13 protein-coding genes are annotated in these 12,088 nt (G+C 63.1%); 8 read left to right on the top strand and 5 right to left on the bottom strand.

What is annotated here, in order from left to right:
- The first annotated feature begins 9 nt into the window (after positions 1-9).
- From AC3D24_RS08555 to AC3D24_RS08565, 3 genes are read left to right on the top strand one after another with little or no spacing between them, the layout of a single operon-like run.
- Positions 10-1,107, top strand: coding sequence for a nucleoside hydrolase (locus AC3D24_RS08555; RefSeq protein WP_489029803.1), 1,098 nt, complete (start codon positions 10-12; stop codon positions 1,105-1,107).
- Positions 1,104-2,438, top strand: a complete 1,335-nt coding sequence (locus AC3D24_RS08560) for an NCS2 family permease (RefSeq protein ID WP_489029804.1) — start codon at positions 1,104-1,106, stop codon at positions 2,436-2,438. The genes AC3D24_RS08555 and AC3D24_RS08560 overlap by 4 nt, the downstream gene beginning before the upstream one ends.
- A 5-nt stretch (positions 2,439-2,443) precedes the next feature.
- A complete protein-coding gene (locus AC3D24_RS08565; protein WP_489029805.1) occupies positions 2,444-3,547 on the top strand; it encodes an adenosine deaminase family protein in 1,104 nt (367 codons plus the stop codon).
- Between the two features lie 441 nt (positions 3,548-3,988).
- Here the strand turns inward: AC3D24_RS08565 and AC3D24_RS08570 are convergent, their stop codons facing one another.
- From AC3D24_RS08570 to AC3D24_RS08580, 3 genes are all read right to left on the bottom strand, one after another.
- Entirely contained in the window at positions 3,989-4,180 is a 192-nt protein-coding gene (locus AC3D24_RS08570) for a patatin-like phospholipase family protein (RefSeq protein ID WP_489029806.1), read from the bottom strand.
- 72 nt (positions 4,181-4,252) lie between these two features.
- Entirely contained in the window at positions 4,253-5,266 is a 1,014-nt protein-coding gene (locus AC3D24_RS08575; RefSeq protein WP_489029808.1) for an SDR family oxidoreductase, read from the bottom strand.
- A gap of 5 nt (positions 5,267-5,271) precedes the next feature.
- Positions 5,272-5,937 (bottom strand): HAD family hydrolase, encoded by a 666-nt coding sequence (locus AC3D24_RS08580; RefSeq protein WP_489029809.1) that lies wholly within the window; start codon positions 5,935-5,937, stop codon positions 5,272-5,274.
- A gap of 545 nt (positions 5,938-6,482) precedes the next feature.
- Between AC3D24_RS08580 and AC3D24_RS08585 the strand changes: the two genes are divergently transcribed.
- The 5 genes from AC3D24_RS08585 (at position 6,483) to AC3D24_RS08605 (ending at position 10,492) form a co-directional block, all read left to right on the top strand.
- Positions 6,483-7,655: a zinc-dependent alcohol dehydrogenase gene (locus AC3D24_RS08585; RefSeq protein ID WP_489029811.1), complete on the top strand. Its 1,173-nt coding sequence runs from the start codon at positions 6,483-6,485 to the stop codon at positions 7,653-7,655.
- An 80-nt stretch (positions 7,656-7,735) separates the two neighbouring features.
- Complete coding sequence (locus AC3D24_RS08590; protein ID WP_489029813.1) at positions 7,736-8,194, top strand: hypothetical protein; 459 nt, start codon at positions 7,736-7,738, stop codon at positions 8,192-8,194.
- An 83-nt stretch (positions 8,195-8,277) separates the two neighbouring features.
- Entirely contained in the window at positions 8,278-8,781 is a 504-nt protein-coding gene (locus AC3D24_RS08595) for a ferritin-like domain-containing protein (protein ID WP_489029815.1), read from the top strand.
- Between the two features lie 54 nt (positions 8,782-8,835).
- Positions 8,836-9,162: a hypothetical protein gene (locus tag AC3D24_RS08600; RefSeq protein WP_489029817.1), complete on the top strand. Its 327-nt coding sequence runs from the start codon at positions 8,836-8,838 to the stop codon at positions 9,160-9,162.
- Positions 9,163-9,304: 142 nt separating this feature from the next.
- Entirely contained in the window at positions 9,305-10,492 is a 1,188-nt protein-coding gene (locus AC3D24_RS08605; protein ID WP_489029819.1) for a DUF2252 family protein, read from the top strand.
- Between the two features lie 182 nt (positions 10,493-10,674).
- Here the strand turns inward: AC3D24_RS08605 and AC3D24_RS08610 are convergent, their stop codons facing one another.
- Together AC3D24_RS08610 and AC3D24_RS08615 are read right to left on the bottom strand one after the other, a co-directional pair.
- Complete coding sequence (locus AC3D24_RS08610) at positions 10,675-11,040, bottom strand: bleomycin resistance protein (RefSeq protein ID WP_489033109.1); 366 nt, start codon at positions 11,038-11,040, stop codon at positions 10,675-10,677.
- 301 nt (positions 11,041-11,341) lie between these two features.
- A complete protein-coding gene (locus AC3D24_RS08615) occupies positions 11,342-12,088 on the bottom strand; it encodes a FadR/GntR family transcriptional regulator (protein ID WP_489029821.1) in 747 nt (248 codons plus the stop codon).

Raw genomic sequence — 12,088 nt, forward strand, 5'->3', positions numbered from 1 at the left:
GCTGGCACGATGACGATGCGATTCTGGATATTGGCGGCACTGTCGGGATTGGCCGCGGCGGTGGCGCCTGCCGCTGCCCCGGCCAAGGAGACGGCGCCCAAGGATGTCACGGCGAAGACGCTCGTCTTCTTCGACAACGACTTTCTCGGGCCGGGCCAGAGCAATATCCAGGCGCTGATCCCGCTGCTGCGCAATCCCGATGTGGACGTGATCGGCCTCGGCGTCGTCACGGGCGATCAATGGGCGACCGAAGCGACGGCCCACGCGCTGCGTTTCCTCGAAATCGCGAAGCGTACAGACGTGCCGGTCCACACCGGTGCGTCGATGCCACTGATCCGTGACCAGGCGGAAATGAAGGCATGGGAAACGCGCTTCGGCAACATTCCCTTCAAGGGCGCCTGGAACGCACTGCGGCCGGGGCGCACCTATCATCCCGATACGCCCGACCTGATTCCGCCAATGCCGGAGGGTGCGCCAAAGACGCTCGCTGCGCGCACTGACGCCGTACACGCGCTGATCGCGGCAGTCCGCGCGCATCCGGGGCAGGTTGTGGTGATCGCCGCCGGTCCGCTGACCAACATCGCGATGGCGATCCGCATCGCTCCCGACCTGCCCCGGCTCGCCAAGGAAATCGTGCTGGAGGGCGGCCGGATCGACTCCCAGCTCGACCGCATCACCGGGAATGCCGACTACGCCACCGACTTCAATTTCCTGTTCGATCCCGAAGCGGCGCACATCGTGCTGACCGCACCGTGGCAGCGGATCACGGTGCTGGAGAACGTCACCTCGCAGGCGAAGATGACTCCGGACGTCGTCGACCGGATCGACGCCAAGTCGCCGGTCGGCGCCTATGTCCGCGAATACGCCAGGCCTAACCAGCCGATGTGGGACGAACTAGTCACCGCCGTCGCTGTCGACCGCAGCCTGGTCACCAAGGAGATCGTCGCGCGGATGGACGTCGATCTCGTGCAGGGAGCCACTTACGGCCGCGCGCAGGTGTGGAGCGAAGAGATGGCGCCAAAACAGGGTGAGCAGCCGGTTCACATCGTCCTGTCGGTCGACGCGGATCGCTTCATCAAGACCTTCGTCGCGCAGGCGTCGAAATGATCGCCTCGCTGTTGGAACGCCGCTTTGCACTGGCTGCGCGCGGGACGACGGTCGGGCGCGAGGCGGTGGCGGGACTGACGAGCTTCCTCGCCGCCGCCTATCTGATCGTCGTCATCCCCTCGCTGTTGTCGAGCGGCGGGATGGATCGGGGCGCAGCCACGACCGCCGCGATCCTGGTCGTGGCGATCGGCAGTGTCGCGATGGGGGCCTATGCCAACCTCCCCTTCATCGTCGGCCCCGGCATCGGCGGCTCGGCGATCCTCGGCGTGACGCTGGCGCAGACCGACCAGATTCCGTGGCCGATAGGGCTCGGCATCGCGATGGTGTCGGGGCTCGCTTTCGTCGCGCTGACGCTGACGGGTGCGCGCGAACTGGTGGTGCGGATGATCCCGCCGCAGATCAAGCTGGGCCTCGGCGCCTCGATCGGGCTGTTCATCGCGCTGCTCGGATGCCGGGATGCTGGCATGGTCGCGGTCAACGTCAAGGCGCACGCGCTGGCACTCGGAGACTTCGCGGCACCGGGGCCCATCGTCGCGCTGATCGGGCTCGGCGTCGCGGTGGCGTTGCAGGCGCGGCGCGTACCCGGTGCGATCCTCGCCGGGATCGCCGCGGCCACCATCGCAGGCATTCCGCTGGGGCTGACCACGCTGTCAGGGGCGGTCTCGCTCCCGCATGCGCTGGCTCCGGTCGCGTTCAAGGTGAACATTCTCGATGCGCTGACGCTCGCCGCCCTGCCCTATATGTTCGCCTTCTTCGCAGCCGAGTTCTTTTCGACGCTCGGCACGACGCTCGCGATCGGGGCGAAGGCCGGGCTGACCGATCCCGAGGGTAACCTGCCGGGGATCGAGCGCCCCTTCCTTGTCGACTCGCTCGCCGCCACGCTCGGGCCGTTAATCGGCATCCCGGCGGGCACGGCGCTGATCGAATCCGCGGCGGGCGTGGAGGCAGGCGGGCGCACCGGCCTGACTCCGATCTTCGCCGCGATGCTGTTCTTGTGCACGCTCGCGATCCTGCCGCTGGCGATGGCGATCCCGCGCGAGGCGACCGCGCCCGCCCTGATCCTGATCGGCATCTCGATGTTGGCCACGATCCGGAACGCCCCCAAGCCGATCGATGGCAGCGGCAACGATACGCTCGACATGCTGCCGGCGATGACGATGGTGATCCTGACGCTGATCTCCAACAGCTTCGGCACAGGTATCGCGGGCGGCCTGCTGACGCACGTCATCGTCCAGTTGCTGGCGGGCCGCATTCGCCAGGTGCCCGTCGGCCTGCTGATCCTCGCGCTGCCGCTCGGCTATTATTTCTACACCGCCGCCACGGGATACTGACCGTCATGCCTCTTCCCAGACTCGGCAACGTACCCACGTCGCCGATCGGTCGCCCTGTCGGTGACATGCAGCGCGCCTTCTTCCGGGCGGTGCCGAAGGTCGAACTTCACTGCCACCTGCTCGGCTCGATACGCCACGCGACCTTCGCCGCGCTCGCCGAAAAGCATGACGCCCCCGTCACGCGCGCGGAGATCGACGACTTCTATCGCCGTGACGGACGGCCGGTCGGCGTGCTCCATATCCTGCGCATGCTGGAACGCCATCTGCTGCTCGACCCGGCCGATTTCCAGCGGATCACGTACGAATATCTCGAGGATGCCGCCGCCGAGGGCGTGCGCCATGCCGAGTTCTTCTGGAACCCGACCGCGACGATCCGCGACACCCCCCTCGCCTATCCCGACCTGCAGGATGCGATCGTCGCCGGCATGGCGGATGCCGAGCGCGACTTCGGCATCACCGCGCTGCTGATCCCCAGCATCGACCGCGAGGCAGACCCTGCCGACGCGCTGACGATGGTGCGGGAGATGATCGCTTACCGCCACCCCGCCGTCTTCGGCATTGGCATCGACTACCGCGAAACGGATCGCCCGCCCGAACTGTTTGCCGAGGCCTATGCCTTGGCCAAGGCGCACGGCCTTCGCGCCACGGCGCATGCCGGCGAGTTCGGGATGCCGTGGACCAACGTGCGGACGGCGGTGGAACAACTGCACGTCGACCGAGTCGATCACGGCTACACCATCGTCGACAATGCCGAACTGGCGCGTGACTATACCGCGCGTGGGCTCGTCTTCACGGTCGTGCCGACCAACTCCTATTATCTCCGCACGCTCGATCACGACCGCTGGGCGGTGGATCATCCGATCCGCCGGATGGCCAAACTCGGCATGCGGCTGCACCCGAACAGCGACGATCCTACGCTTCATGACATCACCCCCGGGGGCGCGTGGGAACTCATGTATTCGCACCTCGGCTTCACGATCATCGACCTGAAGGCCATGATGCTGAACGGGATCGACGCGAGTTGGGTGGACGCTACGACCAAGGCACGATGGTCAGCCGCATGGCCGGCCGAGTTCGATGCGCTTGCGAAGGCTGTGGATTGGCTCTGACCGACCGTGTTGGGGAGCCAGGAACGTCACTACGCCATAGTTGGTCGATCAGGTATCGTTGGCGGGTTCCCGGCATCGCCGCGAACAGGACGGGCGTACGTCTGGTTCTTCGGCAGGTCCCGAGCGGGATCGTGTTCAGATCCACGAAGTCGCGAAACCGGCGTTGGCCGACTGCATCGGCCCAGCGATGCCCGTCGACCAGCACCAGCACGCGATGGCCGCTGCTCTCCGCGCCGCCAAGATATCGCATGTTGATCGAGCTTGCGCCGTAAGACGACCAACATTGTCGAGGCGGAGCTCCACGGGCTAATCGTATCTTGAAAGCATATGATCAGGTAGCCGAGCCCCCACCCCGGGGGTTAACCCAAAAGACTGCGACAGCGGAGACCCAATTCCAGACGTCCAAACCGAGGTAGCCGCTTTCCAAAACCAGCCATTTGTTCATCTCGCTTCGAAGCCACTTGTAGCGGTTTCGATCCCGCGATGGGGAGCGGAACCGGCGATCGTCGCTCCGTTGATCGCTCCGATCGATGCGCCGATGATCCAGTCGGGTTCGAGGCTGTGCTCGTGCAGGGCTTCGTAGACGCCGGCTATGAAAGCGCCGAGCGCGTTGCCGCCACTGAGGACGATCACGACGTCGAAGTCGTGAGCGGCCCCTGCCCGTTCGGCGTCCGGTGTCCGGTGTCCGGTGTCCGGTGTCCGGTGTCACGGGGTAATATTCTTCGGCCGACTGATTGCAACCGCTATCCCGGCTCCGACGACACCTAGCAACAGAACGGCCGGGTGGACTTTCTGCGCCCGCAACGCGGTGCTCGATTTGCGCGCGTGGACGTCCTGGCTTCCGCGCAAGGCATCAACGCGCGGCTCATACAGGTTGTCGCGACGCGCCGGGTCGCCGGGATCTTGCGGCTTCTGCTGCGCGACAGTGCCGACCAGTTCCATGATCTTGTCGCTCAACCGTGGCGCGGCGCGCGACAGGAGCGAGGACAGCAGCCCCCCGCCCCCCGCATATAGCGTGCGCCGCGGGGTCTCGCAGGCGAACAGCACCGCGTCGGCGACGACCGAGGGTGCGTAGAGCGGTGGCGGGAGGCGGGGCGGCTGGTCCATGAAGTTGCGCGCATGCTCGGGGAACGGCGTGTCGATCGCGCCAGGCTTAATCAGCGTCACCGAGATGCCGGCGCCCTCCTGCTCCAGCTCCATTCGCAGCGTATCAGTCAGCGCCTGCACCGCATGCTTGGTCGCGCAATACGGTCCCTGCTCGACGATCGCGCGGTCGCTCAGGATCGAGCCGATATTGATGATGGCGCCACCGCGGCCGCGCAGATGGCGCGCCGCGACTAGCGATCCATGCAGTACGCCGAAATAATTGACGTCGAACACGCGGCGATGATCGGCGACCGGGACCTGCTCGAGCGTGCCGTAGGTGCCGGTGCCAACGTTGTTGACCCAGCTGTCGAAGCCGCCGAACGCTTCGATCGCGACGGCGGCGACCTGCTCGACCGCAGCCATGTCGCTGACGTCCGCAACGCAGATCGCGATGCGTCCGCCGTTGGCGGACAGGCGATCGCGCAGGGCTTCCAGTGCCGCTTCGTTACGCGCTGTCGCGACGACGGCGGCACCGCGTTTCACGGCCTCTTCGACGATCGCAAGGCCGTTACCGCTGGTTGCGCCGGTGACGACGATGACCTGATCGCGCAGGGGTTTGAGGGTGATCGCCATGTCGATCAGCGTCCCAGCGGCGAGTTTGCGTAACCGGCGAGCAAGGCGGCCACGTCATCATAGATCGCGATCGCGCCTGCGGATTGCAGTTGCTCGTCCGTGAATTTGCCCGATCGAACCGCGACCGCGGCGACCCCGCATTTGGCGGCTGCTTCGATGTCGTAGGGCGTGTCGCCGACGACGAGAACGTCGGCAGGGTCGATCCCCGGGAGCTTCTTGAGCGCGGTCGCGAAGATGTCGGGCGCGGGCTTGGTCTTCTCGACGTCGTCGCTGCTCGTCGTTGCGGCGATCAGGTCGCGTGCGTCGAGCAGGTCTATATAGTGGTCGAGTTCTGCTTCCGACGCCGACGAGGCCAATATGACCCGCTGTCCGAGACCATGCGCGTGTGCCAGCAGGTCGTGCGCCTGCGCGAACGGCTTGGCGGTCTTCAGGTATTTCGCCTTGAAGATCGCGCCGTGCGCGTCGCCGAGCTTTTCCTGCTGATCTTCGTCCGCATCGGGCAGCAGCGTCGGCACGAGCATGTCGGTCCCCTTGCCGATCTGGTCGTGGATCACCTGCCGGTCGAACGACGCGTCAACAGTCGCGAACGCCTCCTCCCAGGCGAGGACGTGCATGTCGTTGGTGTCGACCAGCGTACCGTCGATATCGAAGAGAATGGCTTTGATCTGCATGAGGCTATCCCGAATTTGAAATTGAGTGTCCGCCGGTCGGAACGCTGTGACGCCAGTGAAGGCGTGGCGGTAACGGCGTCGGCGGAGTGCGATAGCGTCCTAACGGTCCAGGCTTCGGATTGGCCCCCGCTACAAAGAACTTCGGTTCGATCTTCGGCCCGGGAGGACTATCCAGAGCATCGATATCGCAACTGTAAGGGCATTGCCGAACGATCGATCTCGCCAAGTCATTACGATGTTTCAATTTTCACTTATCCAACATAATCCAATTTATGGGTAGCAATACTGATCCCAATCAATACGAAATATAATTGGCAGTAATGGTTATCGATCAGGAACGATGACGGGTGCCTGATCGCTATACTCACCATGATACACTCACGTTGATGGCAGCGACGGATATATGTGGTGGCTGAAGCTTCGCGGTGACAGTGCATAGTGTCGAGAATGATCGGGCAGCATTTGCGCCATCGCCGATTCATGTCTGACGATATGCTCTGTCGTACTTGAGTACTATACTGTAATTCAATGACGGAGACTATCTGATGCGCGCACTTGTTTGGCATGGAAAAGGCGATGTTCGGGTCGATACTGTTGCAGATCCCGAGATCAAGCATCCGCGCGATGCGATCATCAAGGTTACGGCCTGCGCGATCTGCGGGTCCGACCTTCATCTGCTCGACGGATACCAGCCGACGATGCAGGCGGGCGACATCCTGGGCCACGAGAACATGGGCGTCGTCGTCGCGCTCGGCTCCGAAGTCACCAATCTGAAGATCGGCGACCGCGTCGTCGTGCCGTTCACGATCAGTTGCGGCGATTGCTTCTTCTGCCGCAAGGGGCTGTTCTCGGCGTGCGAGCGGACCAATCCGAACTCGGAGATGGCGATCAAGGCGATGGGCCATTCGCCCGCGGGCCTGTTCGGGTTCAGCCACATGCTGGGCGGCTATTGCGGCGGCCAGGCCGAATATCTGCGCGTGCCGATGGCCGATATCGGTCCGATCAAGGTGCCCGACAGCGTCACCGACGAGCAGGCGCTGTTCCTCTCCGACATCTTCCCGACCGGCTACATGGCCGCCGAGAACGCACAGATCGAGCCGGGCGATACCGTGGCGATCTGGGGCTGCGGTCCGGTCGGCCAGTTCGCGATCCGCTCGGCGTTGATGCTGGGCGCGGGCCGCGTGATCGCGATCGACGAGGTGCCTGAGCGGCTGGCGATGGCCGAGGCCGGCGGCGCGGAGACGATCAACTTCGCCGAAGTCGACAGCGTCTATGACGAACTCCAGTTCCGCACCAAGGGCCGCGGTCCCGACAGCTGCATCGATGCGGTCGGTGCCGAGGCTTCGGGTCATGGCGCGATCGACGCGGTGATCGACAAGGTGAAGGCGGCGACCTTCCTCGCCACCGACCGCGTGCACGTGCTGCGCGAGGCGATCATGAGCTGCCGGATGGGCGGAACCGTCTCGATCCCCGGCGTCTATGTCGGGATGGGCGACAAGATTCCGATCGGCGCGATGATGAACAAGGGGCTGACGATCAAGACCGGCCAGACGCACGTCCAGGCCTATACCAAGCCGCTGCTCGCGCGGATCGAGGCAGGCGATATCGACCCGAGCTTCGTCGTGACGCACCCGGCCAGCCTCGAGGATGCACCCGAAATGTACCAAAAGTTCCGCGATAAGCAGGATGGCGTCATCAAGGTCGTGCTGCGGCCGTAACCCCTCCCTGACCCAGTCTGCTCCCGACGAGCGGACCAGGTCGATTTGTTTTGATCCGCTACATTCAGAAGGACGTACCGATGAGTGACAAGGTTCATACTCCCGTTCCCGGCAATCCAGCGAGCAAAGGCGCGCCGGACGGCATATCGTACTCGCCCCGCGGCAACGATGACGTTAACGGCCGCAGCGAAGGCGGCGAAAGTGGCGGCGGGTCTTATCCCAATCCGCATGCCGGCAAGACCGAGACGAACACCGGCTTCATGGCGCATGGCGGCCAGACCGACATCGCTTATCACGGTGGCGGTCAGGCGGGCGAAGATGGCGGCAATGCCGGAAACGGCGTCGCGGGCTCGGACGGCGGTGACCGCACGACGATCGCCGCCGACCCGGATGCCGACCGCGAACCGCATGCGATCTCGGCCGAAGGTCACACGATCGAGGTCGTCGAGACGTCGGGTATCGCCGAGGCCGAGGCCAACGGCAAGATCGGTACCGATGCCGACTACGAGGACGAGCAGAAGGAGCCCGGCTCCGGCTGAGGTCGCCGCGCCCAAGTCTGCATTTCCCGCAATTCAAAACCAGCCGCCGCGCATTCCGCCGGTGAGCCCATAAGGATGATCCCATGTCTGCGCCCGAAGATCTCCAGGAAATCTATACCGACGAGTTGAAGGATCTGTGGTCTGCGAACGACCAGATGAAGAAGGTCCTGAAGAAGATCACGTCAAAGGCGAGCGACGCATCGCTGAAGGATATGCTGACCAAGTCGCAGTCGGATATCGAGACGCATACCGACCTGCTCAAGGACCTGATCGCGTCGAACGACGAGAAGGTCTCGAAGGAGCATTGCAAGGGCATGGAAGGCCTCGTCGCCGAAGCCACCAAGCATGTTCTCGAGGAAGGCCCCGAGAAGGGTCCGTTGCTCGATGTGATGATCATCGCGCAATATCAGCGGATGACGCATTACGGGATCGCCGGGTTCGGCACGGCGACGGCGTACGCCAAGGCGCTGGGTCTCAAGGACGACCACAAGAAGCTCAGCGCGGCCACCAAGGACATCTACGGTGGTGACGAATATATGACGAAGCTCGCCGAGACGACCGTCAATATCGACGCCGAAGACGAATGAGGTGAGCGCCCGCCGCCACCAACCCGGCGGGCGAAGCCCCGACCCACCTGGACGATGGAAGCGACGACGATGACGACCTACCCTTTGAGCGAACCGGCCACGATCTATGCTGCGGAACCGTCCGACGGCACTACGTCGGAAGCGGTCGGACAGGGAACGCTGGAAGAGTGCGTCGATATCGTCGCCGCCTTTTCGGCGGATCGGCAGAAATCGGTCTTCATCCAGATGGACGATATCGACCTCAAGTTTGGCCCGAGGGAAATCAGCGACCTTTTACGGTTTCTTCGCGCGGAAACCCCGGGCCTTTCGAACACCGAAATCGCCGAGGTGAAGAGCGCCAATCTGCAAGGTACAGATGGGTGTTGCGATACCGGGCGATGAATTGCTATCGCCGACGACCACTACGGCGGCGGATAACTGTCGGGTGGCCAGGTCGGCGATACCCTGACCCGGTCTTGGTCGTCACGAAATGACCGATAGCCAGGTACTCACCGATCCTCCTTGCTCTCTCGAAAGCGAACTCATGGCCGTGGCTCCCGACGAACGCTCGGCCGTGCTCGAACGAACCCGCGCACTCAAGATGGCGCGATCGGTCCACGCCTATGTCCGCGGAAACACGGCGCAGTTCTATCAATGGCTTGAAGAGTCGCCCGTCGCCGCCAGCATTCCGGAAGGTCCGGCAGTCTGGATTTGCGGCGACTGTCATCTCGGCAATCTCGGGCCGGTGGCCGATGCCGATCATCGCGTCGACATCCAGATACGTGATCTGGACCAGACCGTCATCGCCAATCCCGCCTACGACCTCATCCGCCTCGGCCTGTCACTCGAAACCGCGGCACGGAGTTCGGATCTGCCGGGTGTCACGACCGCACGCATGATCGAAGCGATGGTCGACGGGTATTGCCGGGCGCTGACCCCGACCGTCGAGGACGATCCGCGCGAACCCGACGTCGTCCGATCGGTAAGGCGCGAGGCGATCGGCAGACGATGGCGCCATCTGGCGAAGGATCGTCTCGAGGACGTCGAGCCTAACATTCCGCACAACAAGCGCTTCTGGAAGCTTTCGCGGGCTGAGAAGAATGCGATCGTCGCGCTGTTCGGCGAGGACTCGGTTCGCGCGCGATGCATGGAGCTGGCCGGTGTCGCCGGCGACAGGAGACTTCGGGTGGTCGACGCCGCTTATTGGCGCAAAGGGTGCAGCTCGCTCGGGCACCTGCGTTTCGCAGTGCTGATCGGCATCTCGCACGGCAAGGCAAAGGATGAACGGCTTGCGCTGGTCGATATCAAGGAGGCCGTGGACTCCGTCGTACCGATAACAGGCGAGTCGACGATGCCGCGCGACGCGGCCGAGCGGGTGCTTGCGGGGACCAACGCGCTGTCGCCGAACCTGGGCCAGCGAATGGTCGCGGCGCACCTCATGGGCAAACCCGTCTTCCTGCGCGAACTGGCGCCGCAGGACCTCAAGATCGAGGTCGAACAATTCACGCGCAAGGAAGCGGTCGCCGCCGCGTCCTATCTGTCGTTTGTCGTGGGCCAGGCGCATGCCCGACAACTCAGCGACGACGCGAGATTGGCATGGCGCGATACCCTGACCGCCCGCGATGATAAACTCGATGCACCATCGTGGCTATGGCAAGCCATCGTCGCGATGGCCGGGGCACATGAAGTTGGCTATCTCGAACACTGCCGCCGCTTCGGCGCGCATCAGTGAACTCTTTATGAACAAAAGAAAGCTTTGAATAGAGTATATTCAACGACGAAAGACCCAGATCTGGACGTTCACGCCCCTTCCCGAGCTCCTCAACTTCAGACGCTGGTTCAACTTCGCGATGTGACCAAATTTGAAACGCGGCTTCGCGCTCGCAAAGGTTGCCATGGAAGGATAATGGACATTCAATTTGGAGCCTGAACTAGCCGGATTAGCGGGCCGTCCGGGTCGATTAGCGCGCCAACGAGGCCACCCCACGGCTCCCTATTAGGCCGATGAACGCGCGGCCAGACCTTCGTGGATTCGGGCACACCTGCGGATAATAGAATTTCGAAGAACGCGCCAACGTCGTCCACCCTAAAACAGCAGCTAAACGAGCTCTGTGCCGGATCAAGATCGGGGAACGGGAAGAATTCCAGAATGAGATTACCCCGTTTAAGGATCATCCAAGTAGCGTCTTTCCAAGTCGGCTCAAATCCAAATTGCTCGTAGAAACGGGCTGTAATCTCGAACTGCCTAGAGGGAAGGTTGGGCGTAGCTAAGTCGGGCATCTCAACGGCTCCCGTCATGATCCGACTCCGGTAGATCAACTTCTCCGTTTGGCCGCAGGGCGCCAAGGCGGCCAGCAGTGCAGATCCAGCGAGACCCACTTCCAGTCATTCCGCAGCCGGAAATGCGCGTCTCATCTTCAGACATTCGTTCATTTCAATGAATTGCGACTGCTGGAGCTGTAGTTTTGAGGAAGCTACCCGCGGTCGTGTCGAACCGATTAAGATGAATAGACAGCAAGGCTCATCTGCCTGATGTTCTAGCAAGAGCGCAGTCAGCCGTCGCCTTGCGACATAAGCGACTTTATACCAACTGGGCGCTCATCAGGAACCTTGCCCGGCTCGCGGCGGACCTCAGCTTGAGCGCCTGAGCTTCGCGCTGTTCGGTCGCATCCAGCATCGCTTCTAACAAGCGACTGAAATGCTGGCGCATCGCCGCGCGCGCTGCGACAGAGTCCCGTCGCCGCAGGGCGTCTACGATCGCGGCATGCTCACGGTGACGTACGCTTGCGTCATGATGGCACACCGATTTGTGCGTATCGCGAACATCCTGAATTTCGGTCCGCATGCGCCATAAAATCTCCACCGTGTGCGTGATCGCCCGGTTGCCTGATGCCGAGGCTATGGTCAGATGGAACGCACGGTCAATTTCGGTAATGCGATCATCATCCGCTCCTTCCTCGGCCATGTCCTTCAACAACGCGTCCAGCACTTCGATCTGGTCGTCGGAGATGATCGGCGCCGCCAAAGCCGCCGCCTCGGATTCGAACAGCGAGCGGGCCTCGGTCAATTCGAACGCGCTGACCGCAGGAAGCTCGCCGGGCTTTGCCGCCGGTGTATCCGACACGTAAACGCCCGATCCGGTCTTGATGCGGATGACCCCTGTCGCCTGCAGCGCAATCTCCGCTTCGCGGATCGTGACGCGACTGACGTCGAATTGCTCGGCGAGCTCGCGTTCCCCAGGAAGGCGCGTACCTGGCGGGAAAACGCCCTCCGCGATCATCCCCGCAATGCGATCCGCAACTTCCTGAAACAGACGACGCTCGGCCAT

The sequence above is a fragment of the Sphingomonas sp. SL1004 genome (assembly GCF_057815015.1).